This window comes from Duganella hordei, from assembly GCF_040369125.1.
GTDB lineage: Bacteria > Pseudomonadota > Gammaproteobacteria > Burkholderiales > Burkholderiaceae_D > Rugamonas > Rugamonas hordei.
In genome coordinates, this window is the sequence record NZ_BPWI01000007.1 from 107501 (window position 1) to 125586 (window position 18086).

13 protein-coding genes are annotated in these 18086 nt (G+C 67.0%); 5 read left to right on the plus strand and 8 right to left on the minus strand.

The window, feature by feature from the left end; all coding sequences use genetic code 11:
- Nucleotides 1-104: 104 nt before the first annotated feature.
- The 4 genes from ABWW33_RS17730 to ABWW33_RS17745 all read right to left on the minus strand — a co-directional run bounded on the left by ABWW33_RS17730 (nucleotide 105) and on the right by ABWW33_RS17745 (nucleotide 3169).
- Nucleotides 105-1274 (minus strand): methyltransferase, encoded by a 1170-nt coding sequence (locus ABWW33_RS17730; RefSeq protein WP_353403046.1) that lies wholly within the window; start codon nucleotides 1272-1274, stop codon nucleotides 105-107.
- A 99-nt stretch (nucleotides 1275-1373) separates the two neighbouring features.
- Complete coding sequence (locus tag ABWW33_RS17735; RefSeq protein ID WP_353403047.1) at nucleotides 1374-2267, minus strand: hypothetical protein; 894 nt, start codon at nucleotides 2265-2267, stop codon at nucleotides 1374-1376.
- A gap of 68 nt (nucleotides 2268-2335) precedes the next feature.
- Nucleotides 2336-2545 carry a hypothetical protein gene (locus tag ABWW33_RS17740; RefSeq protein ID WP_176651634.1) on the minus strand — a complete coding sequence of 70 codons (210 nt, stop codon included), beginning with the start codon at nucleotides 2543-2545 and terminating at the stop codon, nucleotides 2336-2338.
- Nucleotides 2546-2587: 42 nt separating this feature from the next.
- The gene (locus ABWW33_RS17745) at nucleotides 2588-3169 is read right to left on the minus strand and encodes a putative metalloprotease CJM1_0395 family protein (RefSeq protein ID WP_176651633.1); all 582 of its coding nucleotides are present in this window, start codon (nucleotides 3167-3169) and stop codon (nucleotides 2588-2590) included.
- A gap of 111 nt (nucleotides 3170-3280) precedes the next feature.
- Here ABWW33_RS17745 and ABWW33_RS17750 point away from each other — a divergent pair, with 111 nt between their 5' ends.
- Nucleotides 3281-3439, plus strand: coding sequence for a hypothetical protein (locus ABWW33_RS17750; protein WP_176651632.1), 159 nt, complete (start codon nucleotides 3281-3283; stop codon nucleotides 3437-3439).
- On the opposite strand, the gene ABWW33_RS17755 is transcribed toward ABWW33_RS17750, so the two are convergent.
- The 4 genes from ABWW33_RS17755 to ABWW33_RS17770 form a co-directional block, all read right to left on the minus strand.
- The gene (locus ABWW33_RS17755; RefSeq protein WP_353403048.1) at nucleotides 3429-4580 is read right to left on the minus strand and encodes a serine hydrolase domain-containing protein; all 1152 of its coding nucleotides are present in this window, start codon (nucleotides 4578-4580) and stop codon (nucleotides 3429-3431) included. The genes ABWW33_RS17750 and ABWW33_RS17755 overlap by 11 nt on opposite strands.
- A gap of 32 nt (nucleotides 4581-4612) precedes the next feature.
- Nucleotides 4613-8389: an AAA family ATPase gene (locus ABWW33_RS17760; RefSeq protein WP_353403049.1), complete on the minus strand. Its 3777-nt coding sequence runs from the start codon at nucleotides 8387-8389 to the stop codon at nucleotides 4613-4615.
- A complete protein-coding gene (locus tag ABWW33_RS17765) occupies nucleotides 8386-9621 on the minus strand; it encodes an exonuclease SbcCD subunit D C-terminal domain-containing protein (RefSeq protein WP_353403050.1) in 1236 nt (411 codons plus the stop codon). The genes ABWW33_RS17760 and ABWW33_RS17765 overlap by 4 nt, the downstream gene beginning before the upstream one ends.
- A gap of 87 nt (nucleotides 9622-9708) precedes the next feature.
- Nucleotides 9709-12363 (minus strand): sensor domain-containing diguanylate cyclase, encoded by a 2655-nt coding sequence (locus ABWW33_RS17770; RefSeq protein WP_353403051.1) that lies wholly within the window; start codon nucleotides 12361-12363, stop codon nucleotides 9709-9711.
- 143 nt (nucleotides 12364-12506) lie between these two features.
- Here ABWW33_RS17770 and ABWW33_RS17775 point away from each other — a divergent pair, with 143 nt between their 5' ends.
- From ABWW33_RS17775 to ABWW33_RS17790, 4 genes are all read left to right on the plus strand, one after another.
- On the plus strand, nucleotides 12507-13745 hold the full coding sequence (locus tag ABWW33_RS17775) for a winged helix-turn-helix domain-containing protein (protein ID WP_353403052.1): 1239 nt from the start codon (nucleotides 12507-12509) through the stop codon (nucleotides 13743-13745).
- Nucleotides 13745-14734 carry a DUF2804 domain-containing protein gene (locus ABWW33_RS17780; RefSeq protein ID WP_176651626.1) on the plus strand — a complete coding sequence of 330 codons (990 nt, stop codon included), beginning with the start codon at nucleotides 13745-13747 and terminating at the stop codon, nucleotides 14732-14734. The genes ABWW33_RS17775 and ABWW33_RS17780 overlap by 1 nt, the downstream gene beginning before the upstream one ends.
- A 19-nt stretch (nucleotides 14735-14753) precedes the next feature.
- On the plus strand, nucleotides 14754-17150 hold the full coding sequence (locus tag ABWW33_RS17785) for a bifunctional acetate--CoA ligase family protein/GNAT family N-acetyltransferase (RefSeq protein WP_353403053.1): 2397 nt from the start codon (nucleotides 14754-14756) through the stop codon (nucleotides 17148-17150).
- A 270-nt stretch (nucleotides 17151-17420) separates the two neighbouring features.
- On the plus strand, nucleotides 17421-18020 hold the full coding sequence (locus ABWW33_RS17790; RefSeq protein ID WP_353403054.1) for a hypothetical protein: 600 nt from the start codon (nucleotides 17421-17423) through the stop codon (nucleotides 18018-18020).
- Nucleotides 18021-18086: the final 66 nt, after the last annotated feature.

Genomic DNA, 18086 nt, shown 5'->3' on the forward strand with positions numbered 1-18086 from the left:
TGAGGCCCGAATTATACACAGCCCTTTTGCATTCCGCAAGGGTCAAAATAAGAGCCACTTATATTTCGATAATTTTTTTAAGTGGTCCTTATGTTTATCGCATTCTACGTGGCCGCCAGGCGCCACAGCGACGTCACCTCGGCGGCACGGGCGGCGTGCAGGGGATCGGTGGTGTCGGCGGCGCGCGGGTGGGTCGGGCGGACGTCGTGGCGGTCGACGACCTTCAGGCCGGCGGCGGCGATCCATGCCATCAGTTCCTCGCGCGGGCGCAGGCCCAGGTGCTCGGCCAGGTCGGACAGGATCAGCCATCCCTCGCCGCCCGGCGTCAGGTGCGCCGCCACGCCGGCCAGGAAGCCGCGCAGCATGCGGCTGTCCGGATCGTAGACCGCGTATTCGATCGGCGAACTCGGACGCGCCGGCACCCACGGCGGATTACACACCACCAGCGGCGCCCGGCCTTCGGGGAACAGGTCGGCTTCCAGCAGCTCGACCTGGCCGTCCAGGCCCAGCCGCGCCAGGTTTTCGCGCGCGCAGCTCAGCGCGCGCTGGTCCTGGTCAGTGGCGATGATGCGCGCCACGCCGCGCTTGGCCAGCACCGCCGACAGCACGCCGGTACCGGCGCCGATGTCATATGCCAGCTTGACGCCGGCCGGCAGCGGCGTATTCGCCACCAGTTCCACGTATTCTCCGCGTACCGGCGAGAACACGCCGTAATGCGGATGGATGCGCGCATCCAGCGCCGGAATCTCGACCCCGGTGCGGCGCCATTCATGCGCGCCGATCAGGCCAAGCAGCTCGCGCAGCGAGGCGACGAAGGGCTCCTCGAAGCGGCCGTAGGCTTCGTTGCAGGCCAGTTGCACGTCCGGCGCGCGGCGCAGGGGGATGGTGTAGCCGGCGTCGAACGGAATCAGCAGCATGGCCAGCGTGCGGGCGCGCTGCGATTGCGCCTGGCGGTGCAGGTGGAACGCTTCGGTCGGCGTGGCGGGTGTCTTGGCCGGCTTGGCTTTCTTGGCCGGCTTGCTTTTGTGGTCGGCGCGGCGCGCCAGGGCCTGCAGCAGCTGGCGGGCGTTCTGGAAGTCGCCGCGCCACAGCAGGGCGGTACCTTCGCAGGCCAGGCGGTAGGCCACGTCCGCGTTGGTGCGGTCGTCGGCGATCATCACCCGTTTCGGCGGCGGCATGCCGGCTTCGGAGCGCCAGCGGGCGCTGTGCTGCACGCCGTTTTCCTCCCAGTGGATCTGTTGCTGCGTCGGGGAGGCGGTGGTTTGTGCGGGCATGTCGGGGCAATCGGTAGGAAGAATAAGCGGCAAAAACACCGGCGACGGGACTCATCCCTGCCGGTGTTCTTGTAATGAGGTGCTTATTATACTTGGCGGTCAGGCTGTGGCGGCTTTGGCGTCCGGCGTGGCATCGCTGGCGGCGGGCGCGGCGACCGGATCGGCGGCCTGCGCGCCGTAGGCGTCGGCGGCGGACTTGGCCTTGTCGGCGCTGGACGGGGCGCTGTAGGTATTGGTGTCCTTGCTGTCGACCAGGTTGAGCAGGCGCAGCGACAGGTTGCGCAGCGTGTTGCGGTCGATGCCGTTGCTGGTCTGGCTGTTCTTGTCGTCGCCGGTCGACAGCGCGGTCTGCAGGTCGCGGCCGATCAGTTTGAACAGGTCGGCCAGGGTGCCGGGGAAGTCGATATTCGGTACCTGCACGGTCGGCAGGTTGTCGCTGCCGGCGCTGTTGGAGGCCACCGGCTTGTTGCCGGCGGCCTGGGTGTCCGGCTGCTGGGCCGCGCCGGAGGACTGGCTGGCGCCGGCGGTCAGGTCGTAGTTGTACTGGACCTCCACCTCGAAGTCGAACTTGCGGCCGTCGGCCGTGGTGATCGTGCCCTTGCCGATGAAGTGCGAGCTGTCGCTCAGCTGGAAGGCGGCGGCGTCGCTGCTGCCGTTCGGGCCGGAACTGTGCTGCACCGCCACGCCGAAGGTCGATGAGGTGTCAAGGCTGGCCGAGTCGAAATCGATGACCGCGCCCTTGGCGGCGTCGCCGAACAGCGAGTTGGTGAAGCTGCTGAGGAAATTCTGGGCGAAATCGACGGTGGCATTGCCTACCGACGCCACGTGCTTTTGCAGGTCGAGGCCGTCGCTGGACAGCGAAGTCGGCGCAGAATCCGTGCTCTTGGCCAGCTTGCCGGCGCTCGTGGCGCTGCTCTTGCTATCGCCGTATGGATTGGCGGCGTGGGTGGACGCCGGCAAGGAGCGGGCGCCAAGGGCGGGGATGGTAGACATGGCAAATTCCGTTTGATATTACTTCTATAACGGTATCCCCGCCGATTTCTTGAGGGCCGCGTGCAGATTTAATGATGGTGGGTCCAGCCTTCAGGCGCCGCCAGGTAGGAGGCGACGGCTTCTTTCTGGCCGATGGCGTGGTGTTTGACCTCGCCGCACTGGCAAATTCCCAGGTAAGGCTGGATGTGCGAGCAGGCCGATACTTTTTGCAGGCGGACTTGGACGGCCTTGGCGCACTTGGCGCATTTGAAGGTCAGGGTGCGTGGTGCTTTTAACATGGTTGCGCTTTACGGGTGACGGCAAAGGCGGGATTTTATCACTCAGGCGTAGATGTCGAGCTTGGGCGGCACCAGCGGTTCCTGGCCATAGGTCCGCTGGACTTTGGACGTGGCCTGCTCGACCTGCTGCGTCGCCAGTTCGGCACGGGCCTGCAATTCCAGTTGCGCCGCCTGCGCCGCGACGGCGCGGTCGGCACCGGACGGATCGGCCGGCGCCAGCGCGGCGGCCTGGATGGTGCGGGCGCGCTCGATGGTCTCCTGCGGCGTGCGCCCGGGCGAGGTGTCGATGTGGACTTCGCCGCCGATGGCATAGTCGACGCCGTTCGGTCCGCGCTGGTAGGTGTAGGAGGCGCCCGAAGTGGCCAGTCCGCCCGCCGTCGCCAGGTGGGCCTGTTCGTGCTGGCGCACTTCGGTGTCGCGGGCCTTGAGCTGGGAAACCAGGGCCAGCGCCTCGGGCGTCAGGTTGGTGGCCGTGTCGCTGCCGGAGAAATTGGTGTTCGGCGAGGAGGCGGTCGACGCCGAGGCCGGCCCCGCCGGCGTGATGGACGACGGCACCTGCGCCGGCTGCTTTTCGCGGGCCGGTGGCGGGCTGGCGGAACTCGGTGATATGGCGCCGATGCTCATGATGCTTGGATGATAGCGCAATTTTTTATGGACGGCTTCGCGTCAACTGATTTGGCGCCGCCGCGTTGAAGGACTACCTAGGGATTAATCTTCCACACAAGAGGCAAGACCATGGACCAGAAACAGCAGCCGAGCAAGGAAACCGTACGACAGTGGTTGCAGACGCAGATAGAGGAACGGCGTCCTCCGCCGGACGCCAAGCAGATCCGGCGCGAGCTGGGTTGGGAGATGTTGAAGATGGAACGTCGCGACCAGGATCTCAGTCGCTGATGGTGGCGATCAGCGTGTGCAGCAGCTGGTTGACTTTGGCGCCCATCGCATCGGAGCCGTAGTCGCCGGCGGTGACCACCACCGTCAGGTCCAGCTCCGGCACGATGAAGATGCGCTGGCCGCCGTTGCCGAAGGCGGCGCTCCAGGCGGTGCGATGGCCGTGCCAGGCGGCCGTGCCGGTCCACCACTGATAGCCGTAATGCAGTTCGTCCGGCTGGTTGCCCGGACTCTTGAAACCCACGCTCAGGCGCGGCTTCAGCGACTCCGCCACCCATTCCTCGGCGACGATCTGCCTCCCGTTCCAGCGCCCCTGGTTCAGCATCAGCCGCCCCAGCTTGGCCATGTCGCGCGGACGCATGCGCAGTCCGGCAAACGGCATCGGCCTGCCGCGCAGGTCGGTCACCCATTCCCAGCGCGCGATGCCCAGCGGTTCGAACAGCTCGGTCCTGGCGACGTCGACCCACGACAGGCCGCTGACGCGCGCGACGATGTCGGCCAGGATGTTGGTGCCGCCGCCGTTGTAGTTCCAGACGGTGCCGGGCGGCGCGACGATGGGCCGCTCCAGCACGTAGCGCACGCGGTCGGATTTCCAGAACAAGCGCAGCTCGTTGTTGGGTTGCGCGCCTTCTTCCCATTTCCAGCCGCCGCTCATCGTCAGCAGGTGCTCCACGGTGATGGCGCTCAGCTGCGGTGAGCGCAGGTCCTGGTCTTCGGGGTAGTAGTCCAGCACCGGCGTGGAGAGCGAGGCGATTTTGCCGCGCTGTTTTTCGATGCCGACCAGCAGGCTGATGACGCTCTTGCCGATCGAGCGCGTGTCGTGCAAGGTGTTGGGTCCGAACTCCACGGTTGCCGCGAACGGCGGCCAGACGCCCAGTCCCCGTTGCAGCGAACGGTCCTTGCCGCTGCGGTACATCTCCGCCACCAGCTTGCCGTGGCGTTCGATGACGATGCTGTGAATATTGTCCCGGCCCCGATCCAGCGCGGTCAGCGTGACGCACAGCGCGTTGGCGTCGAAACCCGATGCGCCGGGCACCGACAGTTCCCAGCCATCGGTCTGCAACGTCGGGGCGTAACAGGCCGCCTCGCAGACCGCCGGCAGCGCGATCGACAGACAGCAGCACAGACGAAGCAGCAAATTCATGGATGGCCTTGAATTATCAATAAAGCACTATTCTACTGCACGGTGACTGAACTTTTGCCGCCCGCGGACGGTTGTACCAATATTTTTGTGGAAATACGCTCAGTCATTTCCTGCACGTGCGAGATCACGCCGACCTTGCGGCCCATCGCCTGCAGTCCGTCCAGCGCATCCATGGCGACGCGCAGCGTCTCGGCGTCCAGGCTGCCGAAGCCTTCGTCGATGAACAGCGACTCGACGCGCACGCGGTTCGACGACAGCGACGCCAGTCCCAGCGCCAGCGCCAGCGAGACCAGGAACGATTCGCCGCCGGACAGCGAATGCACCGAACGCATTTCGCCGCCCATGTCCTGGTCACGCACCAGCAGCGCGAGGGACGGGGCGGCGGCATTCTGGATGCGCTCCAGCTGGTAGCGGCGCGCCAGATGGTTCAGGTGCGCGTTGGCATAGCCGAGCAGCACGTCCAGCGTGAACTGCTGCGCGTAGTTGCGGAACTTCTTGCCGTCGGCCGAGCCTATCAGCTCATTCATGCGCGACCAGCGCTGTTCGATCGCTTCCTGTTGCGCGATGTCGGCCAACATCGCTTGCGATTGCCGGCGCTTGGCGTCGTCCTGCGCCAGCGCGAGCTGCAGGGCGGCGGCGCTGTCGTGGGCGGTCTTGCGTTCCGCCGCCAGCTGGTTGAGCGCATCGGCCAGCGCGGCGATGGGGTTTTGTTCGGCGTCCAACTGCGGGGCCGGCGGTGCGGAGAGCTGGTGCTGTTCGCGCTGGCGCTGACGCTCCTTGAGGATGGTGGCGGCGTTGTCGGCGTTGCGCTCTATGGCCTGCAATGCGGTGCGTTCGGCTTCGATGTCGGCGGTCGTATGCGACAGCAGTTCGTGCAGATGGGCGAGGTCGCGCAGGTCGGCATCTGGCTGGCGCTGCTGGAATGCGTCGAGCCAGTCGGACAGTCTGGCCGCAGCGGCAGCGGCGCCCGCATGCAGCGTCGTCAGGCGGTTGGCGGCTTGCGCCAACGCTTCGTCGGCGCGGGTGCGGGCCTGCGCCGCTTGCTGCGCGGCCGTTTGCAGATCGGCCAGCTGCGACTTTGCGGCATCGATGGCGGCGTTGAGCGCGGCTTCGACGTCGCGCACTTCCTTGCCGCCCCAAAGCGCCATGCGCTGCTGCTGCATGTCCTTGAGTGCATCGTCGGCGGTTTTATAGGCGCCGCGAGCGGCCAGGGCATCATGCCCGGCCTTGGCCTGTGCGTCTTTCAGCGCCTTCAATTCGATGTCGAGGTTGGCGAGGATAACGGCGCGTTCGTCGTGCGCGGCGCGTTGGCCCAGCCATTGTTTGCTCTCGGCCCGGCGCGCCTCATGGAATCGGGCGGGGCCGGCTTTCCATTCGTCCTTCCAGTCTTCGCTGGGGAGGTCGCTCCCGCTGAAGGCCGCGTCCAGGTCGGACAGCAAACCGCTTAGTGTGAGCGCCACCTCGATGCGCTGTTCGTCCAGGGCCTTGTGCTCGGTGTTCGCGAGCGCCAGCGCGGTCTGTGCGTTCGACGCCACGCCTTGCAGGCGCGCGTGTTCCGCCGCCGCCGTATCGCAGGCGGCTTGCGCCTGGTCGCGGGCAATGCGGGCTGCGTGCAGCGCGTGCTCTTGCCGTTCGATGGCTTGCAGTTCGTCGCGCACCAGTTCAAGTTGCGCGACAAACCAGCCGGTACGCTCAGGCTCGGGCGGCAACGCCGTCGTCGACATTGCGTGGGCCTGCCACGCGGCGGCGACGCGCTCCAGCGCCTGTCCCACGGTGCGGCTCTCGGCGGCCAGCACGTTCAGCTGCTCCAGGCAGGCTTGTTTGGTCGCCCGCTGGGCCGCCTGCTGGTTGACGTTGGCTTCCATCCGCCGGCGGCAGCGTGTGACTTCCGCCTGCAGTTCGGCCAGCATCGCGTGCAGGCCGCCGTCGTCGTGCCGGTATGGATGCTCGTGCGCGCCGCACACGGGGCAGGGCGTATCGTCTTCCAGCGCCGCGCGCAGCGTTTCGACCGTCTCGCCGCATGCGGCTTCCGCCAGCTTCAGTGAGCGTTCAGCCTGGGAGAACGTGGCGAGGATGGCGACCCCTTCCTGTTCCGCCGTCGTGAGCTGAACCTCGGCCGCCGCCATCGCTTCCCGCAGTTGTGCGGACTGCGATTCGATGTGGGCGCTGCGCGTCTGCCGCGCGTCCAGCTCGATCCAGATCTTCTCCGCGCCGGCCAGCAGGTCGCGGCGCTGTTCCATGTTGTGGCGCGATGCCTGCAATTGCTCGGTGGAGAACGCGGCCAGCGCGCGCACTGCTTCCTGGCGCTGTGCTTCCAGCGTCTGCAGGGTGGCGGCCGAAACCGCCAGTTTGGCGCCGGCCTCGGTCGCGTCGTCATGATGCGCCTTGGCGTTGCGCTGCATGCGGGCCAGCGCGGCGGCCAGCTTCTCTGCCTGCGATGTGGCTTGGCCGGCCTGCGTGAACAGCACATCCCAGCGCTCCCACGACTGCGCCAGCGTTTGCCATTGCTTGTGCTGCGCAAGCCAGGCGAGTCCGGCGTCGTGCTGCGCCGACAGGCGGTCGCGTTCATCCTGGCGGGATTGCAGCGCGGCCCGCGCGGCGGTGTCGGCATGATCGGCCGCTTCGCCGGCTGCCGCCGCCTGGCGCCAGGCCGGCAGCATCGCTTCGATGCGGGCATCCAGCGCCTTGGCGCGGTCCAGCTGCGGCGCTGCGGCGCGTTGTGCCGTTTCGGCTTCCTGCAGCCGCGCGGCGGCCTGAGTCTGCGCCGCGGCGGCGTGCTCCAATGCCTGCGCCGCTGTTGCCGCATCCCGGGTGCCGGCGTCGATGGCGCCTTGCGTGCCGGCGATCTCGGCGTCGATGCGGCGGCTATCGTCAGCCAGCGGGCGCGCCGGCTGCACGGCGGCGATGCGGGCCAGCGCCGCGCGCCGTGGCGCGGCCGCATCGACATCGGCGATAGCCGTCTGGCTGGCTTGTTGAGCAAGCTGCTCGTCTTCCGCCAGTTGGCCGGCCTGCTTGTGCCAGCGCAGTTCCTGTTCCAGCTCCGTCTTGCGCTGATCCAGTGCCTGCAGCGCCGCAGTGGCGGCCGCGCCTTGCGCCTCCAGTTCGGTGCGCTCGTCGGTGCTCATCGGTTTCTGGTCGGCCAACCGCACGTTGAGCCGCAGCAGGGCCGCCTGTTCCAGCTTGGCGCGCTCGAACGCGCGCATCGAAATCTCGGTGTAGACGGTGCTGCCGGTCAGCGTTTCCAGCAGTTCGCCGCGCTCGTTGTCCTCGGACTTGAGGAAGGCCGAGAATTCATTCTGCGCCAGCAGCACCGCGCGCGTGAACTGTTCGAACGACAAGCCGATGCGTTTTTCGATTTCCGCTTTTACTTCGGTCTTGGTGCCGCCGATCGGCTGCAGCGCGGGCAGCAGGTGCAGCGTCATGGCGGTGGGCTGCAGCGCGCCTTCGGCCTTGGTGCGCGAGCGCCGCACGCTCCAGCGCGCGCGGTAGGAGGCGCCGTCGTTGCCGACGAAGTCCACTTCGGCATGGCCTTCCGCCGTGCCCCGGCGCAGCAGCGTGCGGGTGTCCTGCGTCGACACGGTTTCCGCGCCGACGTCGGTCAGCATGCTGCGGCCTGCGACCTTCAACAGACGCGGCGTGGCATCGTACAAGGCCAGGCACAGCGCGTCGAGCAAGGTGCTCTTGCCGGCGCCGGTCGGGCCGCTGATGGCGAACAGGCCGGTCGATGCCAGCGGCTCCTGCTCGAAGTCCACACTGAATTCGCCCGCCAGCGAGGCCAGGTTCTTGCCGCCGATTTTCAGGATTCTCATGGCAGCCTCGGTGACAGCATGAGCTCCGCGAACGCGCTCAGTTGATCGGGCGGCGCGTCGTTGTCGAAACGCTGCCGGTAGAGCTGGCGGAAAATGTCGTCCGGCTTGAGCTGCTCCAGCTGGTCCAGCGTCATCACGTCGTCGTCGATGGACGAGCCGCGCGCCGCGCTGGACGTTTCGATCTTGGCCAGCCGCACCGGCTTGCCGTCCAGCGCCGCCTCGATGCGCGAACGCAGGCCTGGTTCCGGCGCATCGAGCAGCACGCGCACTTCCAGGAAGGGCTGGCGCTCCGGCGGCGCTTCGTCGACGGCCAGCGCCGCCAGTTCTTCCAGCACCTGCGGCAGCAATGCCGGCTTGGCAGGAATCCGCAGCAGCTCGACCGCGCGCGGCACCGGCAGCGGCACGATCTCGCGCACGGCGGCGCCGTCGATATCGATGCGCAGGACCTGGTGCTGGTAGCCCACCTCGGCGAACGACAGCGGAATCGGGCTGCCGCAGTAGCGGATGTGCTGCTGCTTGCCGACGCTTTGCGCCAGGTGCAAATGGCCCAGCGCCGCGTAGACGATGGCCGGATCGAAGATCCCGGCCGGCAGCATCTCGGTGCCGCCGATGACGATGCGGCGCTCGGAATCGTTGGACATCTGGCCGTCGATCATATGACAGTGGCCCATGGCCAGTATCGCCTGGCCGTCCTGGCGCCTGGCCAGCGCCAGTTCCAGCGCCTGACGGTAGAGCAGGGCGATGCCGGCCAGGTAGGGATCGGCGGCGGTATCCTCGATGCGCGGCACGTCGCCGGGACGCAGGAAGGGCACGGCCAGGCACCAGGCCTCGACCGCGCCGCTGCGGCCGGTCAGCGGCAGCACCAGCTGTTCCAGGTCGATATCGCCGTCGGCGTCGCGCTGCACGGTGCCAACCACGCGCGTGCCGTGCGCTTCCAGCAGCGGTCCCGGCGCCTCCAGCCGGCTCGGCGAATCGTGGTTGCCGGCGATGACGATCAGGTTCAGGTGCGGCACCCGCTCCCTGGCCTGCTGCAGGAAACGGTACAGCTGCTTTTGCGACGCGGACGACGGATTGGCGTTGTCGAAGATGTCACCGGCGATCAGCAGCGCGTCCGCCTGTTCGGCGACGAGCGTGTCCAGCAGCCAGTCGAGGAAGCGCTGGTGCTCGTAATGACGCTCGAAATTATGCAGGGATTGGCCAAGATGCCAGTCGGAGGTGTGCAGCAGACGCATGAAAATGTGTAATCAAAACAGCCGGGAAGCGCACAATATAGCGCAAGACGGGTCCGGATGAGTTGATAAAGATGGACTACCCGCCATCTATGCCGCATTGGTGGCCGGCGGCGGCATCACCGCGCCGGCGCGATAGGTGTTGCGGCCGGCCTGTTTGGCCTCGTACAGCAGCATGTCGGCGCGGTTCAGCAGCTCGGCCGGCGACACTTCCTCGTCGCGGTAGTAGGTCAGGCCGATGCTGGCCGACACCGATACCACCTTGCCATCGAGGTCGAACGGCGCCTGCATCGCGCTGACGATCTTGGCGGCCAGCGCGGCCGCGTCGTCGACCCGCCCGATGCGCTCCATGATGATGGTGAACTCGTCGCCGCCGAGGCGGGCGATGGTGTCGCTGGCGCGCATGGTGTGCGTCAGCCGCGCCGAGAATGCCTTCAGCAGGGCGTCGCCGACGCTGTGGCCATAGGTGTCGTTGACCGGCTTGAAGCGGTCGATATCCATGTACATGACCGCCATCAGGCCGCCGTGTTCGCGGCTGGCGTTCATCGCATCGTGCAGTTTTTGCAGGAAGCCGGCGCGGTTGGTCAGACCGGTCAGCGCGTCGACCTGCGACAGCTTGAGCAGGCGCTGTTTCTCGCGCTTTTGCGCCGTGACGTCCTGGCGCATGACGTGGAAACCGATCACGCTGAGGCCTTCCTCGTCCATCTGCGGGATGTAGACCACTTCGAAGGTGCGTTCGGTGATGCCGCTGATGTCGTCCTCCTCGAACGTCAGCGTCTCGCCGGCCAGCGCGCGCTTGACGTAGGGCTCCAGGAAGGCGTAGCGCTCGGCGCCCATGGTCTGCTCGACGGTCTTGCCCAGCACGGCGACGCCGGTGCGGTTGAATTCACGCTCGTAGGCCAGGTTGTGGAAGCGGTAGATTTCCTCGGAATCGATATACGCCACCATCGCCGGCAGCGTGTCGGCGATGGTGCGCAGGCGCGACTCGCTTTCGCGCAGCGCCATGACCGACTTGCGTACGTGGGTGATGTCGTCCACCGTGCCGACGTAGCCATAGACCTTGCCGTCGACCACCATGGCGGCGATCTTGAACGAGACCCAGATGATCATGCCGTCCGGGTGTACGCAGCGCACCGTATCCTGGTAGGGCACGCGGGTCTGCGCCATGTGGTTCAGCGCCGCCTTCAGCACCGCGCGGTCGTTGGGATGGATGGCGCGCATCCAGGAATCGCCCAGCGCTTCCTGGCGCGTCAGGCCGGTGATGAATTCGAAGGTGCGGTTGACATAGGTGCAGCGGCCGGCGGCGTCGGCGCGCATCAGTCCCAGCGGCGAGGCGTCGTTGACGGCGGCCAGCTCCGCCTGGTTTTTGCGCATCGCCAGCTCGGCCTCCTTGCGCGGCGTGATGTCGCGCGTGGTCACGGCGACGCCGTCGTCGATGGCGACGATCTGGTGGTGCAGCCAGTGGTGGCCCGCCGCCGGCAGGAAGTCCGCCTCGAACTCCTCTTCCAGCGGCCGGCCGCTGGCCAGCACCTTCTTGAATTTCTCCACGAAGCCGTGGCTGTGCAGCGCCGGCAGCACCTCGAGCAGCCGCTTGCCCTTGAGCTCTTCGCTGGTGCTGCCCAGCAGGACGGCGCCGCGCTCGTTCAGGTCGGTGATGGTGAAATCGACGATTTCCTTGCCCGGGCCGCGCACGTGGCAGGCCTTGAACAGGTAGACCGCGTCCATGCTGGCGTCGGCCGCCGCGCGCAGCATGGTCTGCGCCTCGCTGATCATGCGGGTGCTGCGGCGCAGCCGGCGCGCCTGCTGCATCAGCAGGCCGCAAAACAGCAGCACCAGCAGCGAGGCCACCGTGACGGCGGCGTAGTACATGTCGCGGTGGTGTTCGAAGCGCGTCAACGCCGAGCGCACCGGATTGCCGACCACCGCCATCAGCAGGTAGCGCGGCATGTCGGTGTAGCCGTAGATGCGGTCGACGTTGTCGAAGGGCCGGGTCGGCACCAGCTCTTCCTGCGCGTGGCTGCCTTGCCGCACGGTGAAATCGATGGCGTCGCTGATGATGAGCTGCTCGTCGACGCGGGCGGTGGACATGCCGTTGTCGCGACTGATCAGCATCACCGCGCCGCCGGGATCGACGTTCAGGCGGTCGTAGTCCTCGACGAAATTGGCCGGGTCCATCATCACCAGGATCACGCCGGCGAACGCGCCGTTGCGGTCGTTGAGCCGGCGCGAGATCTGGATCTGCCATTTCTTGGTCCGCGGCTCGACCACCGGCGTGGCCACCTGCGGCGTATCGGCCGGATTGTCGGCATGCTTGCGGAAGAACGGCTGGTCGGCCATGTTCGGCGGGAAGTAGGCGTTGCGGCTGTCGAGCAGGCGGCCGTCGGACCCCAGCAGCGCCAGCGGCAGCTCCAGCTTGGACGGCAGCAGCGAATCGAGCAGGCCGTTCTTGCGGGTGAACTCGGCCAGCCGCAGCGCGCCGCCGGTCTCCTCGAACTTGAGCTTGAACAGCTGGGTGGCGTGGTCGGTCTGGCGCAGCAGGTGGTTGGTGTGCTCGGCCAGCGTGCGCGCCAGCGACTGGCTGTGCAGGCCGGCCTCGTAGCGGGCGGTTTGCAGTTCCTGGCCGAGCTGGTAGTCCACCGCCGTCCACATCGTCGCCAGCAGCGCCAGCGCAAACACCGGCAGCAGTATCGCGCGATACAGTTTGCGTAATAAGACCAGCGTCGGGCGTGCGGAAGTGCGATTCATCTCTGGCTTGTTTTCCTTGCGAGGGGAGCATGAACGCCATGTGTGGATATTCTGCACGGAAATATCAGGTTTGTGGCCCGCCAGTCAAAAAAAATCGTCTTCCGTTCACAGGCAATGTTGATTTCTTTATTAGAATAGCGCTCATGACAGAATTGATAATCAGCCTGGCCGCCGCGCGGGCGTTGCATCTGGCGGCGCAGGGCATGCTGCAGCCGCGCCGCCGCAAGGCGCGCAAGGCCGACGTGTTGGAAACGATACGCCAGATGGGCGTGCTGCAGATCGATACCATTCATGTGGTTGCGCGCAGTCCCTACCTGGTGCTGTGGAGCCGGCTGGGCGAATATCCTCAGCCGTGGCTGGAACAGTCGCTGGCCGAAGGTGAATTATTTGAATACTGGGCGCACGAGGCCTGCTTCGTGCCGATCGAGGACTATGGCCTGTACCGCCACCGCATGCTCGATCCGGAGGCGATGGGCTGGAAGTACTCGGCCACCTGGATGAAGGAGCGCCGCGCCGACGTCGACAAGGTGCTCGAGCATATCCGCGCCAACGGCCCGACCCGTTCGTCCGATTTCGAGCGCACCGATGGCGAAAGCGGCGGCTGGTGGAGCTGGAAGCCGGAAAAACGCTCGCTCGAGGTGCTGTTCACCACCGGCGCGCTGATGATCGCCGCGCGCCACAACTTCCAGCGCATCTACGACCTGGCCGAGCGTGTGCTGCCGCACTGGGACGACGGCCAGCTGCCGGCGCTGGACGACACGCGCCGCGCGCTGGTGCTGAAGGCGGTCAAGGCGCTGGGCTGCGCCCGCGCGCCGTGGATCAGCGACTACTTCCGCACCAGGCCGCCGCGCCTCGATCCGGAAACCCTGGTCGAGGAGGGCGCCCTGCTGCGCGCCTGGGTCGACGACTGGGACGATCCGATCTACGTCCATCCCGATCACGCCGGGCTGCTGCAAGCCGCCGCCGCCGGCACGCTGGCGCCGACCCTGACCACCATCCTGTCGCCGTTCGATCCGGTGGTGTGGGACCGCCGCCGCGCGCAGGAGCTGTTCGATTTCGACTACCGGCTCGAATGCTATACGCCGGCCGAGAAGCGGCGCTACGGCTACTTCACGCTGCCGATACTGCGGCGCGGAGCGCTGGTCGGCCGGGTCGACGCCAAGGCGCACCGGCGCAACGGCGTGTTTGAACTGAAGTCGCTGGTGCTGGAGCCTGGAGTGCGCGTGAGCGACCGCTTCGTGCGCGACGTCGCCGGCGCGCTGCAGCGGCTGGCCAACTGGCACGAGTGCCCGGAGGTGCGGATCGCGCAGGCCACGCCGGACAGCTTCGCGCCGCTGCTGCGGGCCGCGCTCAATAATGAAAATGACAAGGAAGCCGCATAATGACTTTGCCCACCGCGCCCGCCAGCCTGCTCGGCCCCGACGGCCAGCCGCGCTTCGGCCGCTACGCCGGACAGGTCGGCCGCATCGACTGGAGCGAACTGGCCGCGCCGTTCGCCCGCAGCCGCCTGTGGCGCCGCTTCCATCACAAGCGCTGGCACTACGTCGCGCTGTGCACCGAGCGGATCTTCTGCGCGGTCGCCATCGTCGACCTGGGCTGGACCAGCACCGCCTTCGCCTACGCCTTCGACCGCGACGACGGCGACATGCTGGCCAATTTCTCGCAGGACGGCTTGCCTGGCTTGTCGGCGCGGCTGGCCAACCACGCCGGCGAGTCGAGTTTGTTCAGGACACGCAAGAGCCGCATCGCCATCGACAGCAACGGCGACGGCAGCTTCAACCTCGAACTGCGCTGCGAATACCTGGAGATCGACGCCAGCTTCGGCCCCGGCGCTTCGCCGCTGCTGCTGGCTTCCGGGCCGATCGCCCGCGGCTCGGTGCATGCGACGCAGAAGTCGTCCGGCCTGCCGCTGAGCGGCGAAGTGCGCACCTTCCGCGACGACTACGACCTGGCCGGCGGCGTGGCCAGCTTCGACTACTCGAACGGCCTGCTGGCGCGCAACACCGACTGGCGCTGGGCCTCGGCGCATAATCTGGAGATGGGTTTCAACCTGCAGGCCGGCTATTTCGGCGGCCACGAAAACGCGTTGTGGCTGGACGGCCAGGTGCATGCGCTGGCGCCGGCCCATTTCATCTATGATAAGAGCGACGCGCTGTCGCAATGGCACATCTTCACCGAGGACGACTTGCTGGAGCTGTACTTCACGCCCGAAGGCGCGCGCCGCGACAACAAGAACCTGGTGGTGGCGGCCAGCAAGTACCTGCAGCCCATCGGCACCTTCACCGGCTGGGTGCGCAGCGCGCCGGACCAGCCCAAGCGCGTGGTCACGCAGATGATGGGCGTGACCGAGGACCATACCTCACGTTGGTAGACTGCCGGAGGCGCCAGCCATGAGCATCAGGAATCTCGACCGTTTGTTCCAACCCGCTTCGGTGGCGGTGATCGGCGCGTCCGATAATCCGCAGCGCATCGGCACCAAAGTACTGGCCAACCTGGTGGATGCCGGCTTCGGCACGGTCTGGCCGGTCAATCCCAAGCACCAGTCGCTGCACGGCATGCCTTGCTACGCCAGGGTGGCGGCGCTGCCGTCGGCACCCGACCTGGCGATCCTGTGCACGCCGCCGGCCACCATTCCCGGCCTGATCGCCGAACTGGGCGCGCGCGGCACCAGGGCCGCCATCGTCATGACGGCGGGGCTGGACCAGATCAAGGCCGGCAGCCGCACCATCGAGCAGGCCATGCTGGACGCTGCCAGGCCGCACCTGCTGCGCATTCTCGGTCCCGGCAGCGTGGGCCTGCAATCGCCGGCGCTGGGGCTCAACGCCAGCTTCACCCACATCGCCGCCGACAGCGGCAAGCTGGCCTTCGTGTCGCAATCGGGCGCGCTGGGCACGGCGGTGCTGGACTGGGCCAGCCTGCGCGGCATCGGCTTCTCGCGCTTCGTCGCCATGGGCGATGGCGCCGACGTCGATTTCGGCGACCTGCTCGACTACCTGGCGGGCGACGCCGGCACCGAGGCGATCCTGCTGTGCATCGAGCATGTCAGCTGCGCGCGCAAGTTCATGTCGGCCGGCCGGCTGGCGGCGCGCGGCAAGCCGGTGATCGTGCTGAAAGTGGGACGCGACGCCGCGCCCGGCGCCGACCTGGTGTTCGACGCCGCGATCCGCCGCGCCGGCATGCTGCGCGTGTACTCCACCGAGGACTTGTTCGACGCCGTCGAGACGCTGGCGCGCCAGCGGCCGCAGCGCGGCGAGCGGCTGGCGGTGCTGACCAACGGCGGCGGCCTGGGCCTGATCGCCGCCGATGCGCTGGCGTGCGGCGGCGCGCAGCTGGCGCCGTTGTCGGACGACACCCTCAAGCGCCTGAAGCTGGCCGAGGCGCCGCCAGTCAATCCGGTCGACCTGCTGGCCGACGTGCCGGTCGAGCGCTACACCGGCGCGGTCGAGGCGCTGCTGCGCGAAACGCAGGCCGACGCGCTGCTGTTCCTGCACGCGCCCACCGCCATGGTGTCGAGCACTTTGATCGCCGAGGCGGTGGCGCCGCTGATGCTGGCGGCGCGCAAGAACGTGCTGTCCTGCTGGCTGGGCGGGCGCTCGGTGGCGGCGGCGCGCAAGATCTTCGCCGATGCCGGCCTGGCCACCTACGACACGCCGGAAAAGGCGGTGCACGGCTTCCTGCAGATCGCCCAGTACCGCCGCAACCAGGAGCTGCTGATGGAGGTGCCGGCCGCGTCGGCCGCCACCGGCGCGCCGGAACGCGCGGCGGCGCAGGCGCTGGTAGCGTCGCAACTGGCGGCCGGCCGCAGCGAGTTGTCCGACAACGATGCGCGCGCGCTGCTGTCGGCGTACGGCATCGCGCTGGCCACGCCGCAGCAGGCCGCGCTGGCCGGCCAGACGCTGGCGGTGGCGCGCATCCAGATCGTCGCCGATCCGGTGTTCGGGCCGGCGGTATTTTTCGGCCAGGGCGGCATCGCGGCGGAAGTGGCGGCCGACCGCGCCGCCGGGCTGCCGCCGCTGAACATGGTGCTGGCGCGCGACATGGTCGGCCGCACGCGCGTGGCGCGCCTGCTGGCGCAGGGCCAGACCGCCGCCGACGCCGAGGCGCTGTGCCGCACGCTGGTGCAGGTGGCCGACATGGTGGCCGACCTGCCGCAGCTGGCGGAACTGGACCTGAATCCCTTGCTGGCGCTGGGCGGCGGCGTGGTGGCGCTGGCCGCGCGGGTGCGCCTGGCGCCGGCGCGCGCGGAAAAGACGCTGGCGATCCGCCCGTATCCGCAGGCGCTGGAGCAGCCGCTGGACTGGCGCGGCAGCCGCATCCTGCTGCGCCCGATCCGGCCCGAGGACGCGCCGCAGCACCAGGTGTTCTTCAACGCGCTCGACGCGGACGACGTGCGGCTGCGCTTTTTCTCGGCGATGCGCGAGCTGCCGCCGGCCCAGCTGGCGCGGCTGACGCAGATCGACTACGACCGCGCGATGGCCTTCATCGCCACCCGCACCGGCGCCGACAACAAGCCGGAAACGCTGGGCGTGGTGCGCGCCATCGCCGACGCCGACAACCAGTCGGCCGAATTCGCCATCATCGTGCGTTCCGATCTGAAGGGGCAGGGACTGGGCTATATCTTGTTCCAGAAACTGGTGGATTACTTCCGCAGCCAGGGTACCGCGGAGATCGTTGGCGACGCCTTGTCGGAGAACCTGGGCGTGCAAAAACTGGTGCGGCATTTCGGCGGCGTGGTTTTACCGCACCCCGAAGCGGGAATGGTGCGGCTCCAATTGCCTTTACGATAGCATTCCTGCCGAGCTTGATATATATTGGGCATGTCGGCCATACACAAATCATATAAGCGCAGGCCAAGTTTGTTTTAGGTCAAAGCGCACCTGTCGGGTTTATTTACACTTTCACTTCCGCTTGTGCCGCCCAATCAGGGGATGTGCGTAACTTCAGCTTTGGGAGTCAGAATGTTAACCGCCACATATACACTGGTAGCACTGTCGGTCGAACACTCGAGTGTTCGCCTCAGTCTGCAGTCTTTTCAAAAATATGTGCGTTCGACATTGATGCATCAGAACAGCATCTCTTTGTCGCAACTGGAGTATGCCTGCGAGAATTTGAACACGCTGTACCAGGCCTGCCATTGGCGCAAGACCGAGATGTACCTGATCCCCGCACTGCGCGAGGCGACCGAGCGCGCCGATCATTTGCTGGACGAACTGAACCGGCTGAACCAGTCGGCGCTGGCGGCCATCCGCACGCTGCAGGAAAAACTGGGCACGCTGGCCGACGTGCGCGACGAGCACGTCAACCAGATTTGCGAAAGCATCGAAACGTTTTGCACTTCGCTGCTGAAGCGGCTGGAGAAGGAAGAGCAGGAACTGTTTTCCATCGCCCGCAGCGCGATCGCCGGCGAAACCTGGTTCTCGATCGCCAATCAGTTGATGATGCATGACAAGCACCTGGAAGAAATGAAGCGCACCGGCGTACCGCCGGCCGAGGCCGCCAAACCGAAGGCCAGGGTGGCCGCCGTGCGCACGCTGTCCAGCGGCTTGCGCACCGATAAGGATGGCCAGATCAGTATTCCTGGCCTGCAAGTATTGCCGACTATAAGCCTGGAGCCCAGCCCGGACCATCTCCGGCCGCAGCCGGTTACCGCCAAATAGCACACGCTTCGGGCAAATTCCCATTGCTTTGCTATGATGGTGGTTTTAGCCATTTCATAGCGCACC

Excerpts from the sequence above, each read along its gene's own strand:
- ABWW33_RS17730 (WP_353403046.1), bottom strand. The coding sequence starts at position 1,274 with ATGCCCGCACAAACCACCGCCTCCCCGACGCAGCAACAGATCCACTGG.
- ABWW33_RS17735 (WP_353403047.1), bottom strand. The coding sequence starts at position 2,267 with ATGTCTACCATCCCCGCCCTTGGCGCCCGCTCCTTGCCGGCGTCCACC.
- ABWW33_RS17740 (WP_176651634.1), bottom strand. The coding sequence starts at position 2,545 with ATGTTAAAAGCACCACGCACCCTGACCTTCAAATGCGCCAAGTGCGCC.
- ABWW33_RS17745 (WP_176651633.1), bottom strand. The coding sequence starts at position 3,169 with ATGAGCATCGGCGCCATATCACCGAGTTCCGCCAGCCCGCCACCGGCC.
- ABWW33_RS17750 (WP_176651632.1), top strand. The coding sequence starts at position 3,281 with ATGGACCAGAAACAGCAGCCGAGCAAGGAAACCGTACGACAGTGGTTG.
- ABWW33_RS17755 (WP_353403048.1), bottom strand. The coding sequence starts at position 4,580 with ATGAATTTGCTGCTTCGTCTGTGCTGCTGTCTGTCGATCGCGCTGCCG.
- ABWW33_RS17760 (WP_353403049.1), bottom strand. The coding sequence starts at position 8,389 with ATGAGAATCCTGAAAATCGGCGGCAAGAACCTGGCCTCGCTGGCGGGC.
- ABWW33_RS17765 (WP_353403050.1), bottom strand. The coding sequence starts at position 9,621 with ATGCGTCTGCTGCACACCTCCGACTGGCATCTTGGCCAATCCCTGCAT.
- ABWW33_RS17770 (WP_353403051.1), bottom strand. The coding sequence starts at position 12,363 with ATGAATCGCACTTCCGCACGCCCGACGCTGGTCTTATTACGCAAACTG.
- ABWW33_RS17775 (WP_353403052.1), top strand. The coding sequence starts at position 12,507 with ATGACAGAATTGATAATCAGCCTGGCCGCCGCGCGGGCGTTGCATCTG.
- ABWW33_RS17780 (WP_176651626.1), top strand. The coding sequence starts at position 13,745 with ATGACTTTGCCCACCGCGCCCGCCAGCCTGCTCGGCCCCGACGGCCAG.
- ABWW33_RS17785 (WP_353403053.1), top strand. The coding sequence starts at position 14,754 with ATGAGCATCAGGAATCTCGACCGTTTGTTCCAACCCGCTTCGGTGGCG.
- ABWW33_RS17790 (WP_353403054.1), top strand. The coding sequence starts at position 17,421 with ATGCATCAGAACAGCATCTCTTTGTCGCAACTGGAGTATGCCTGCGAG.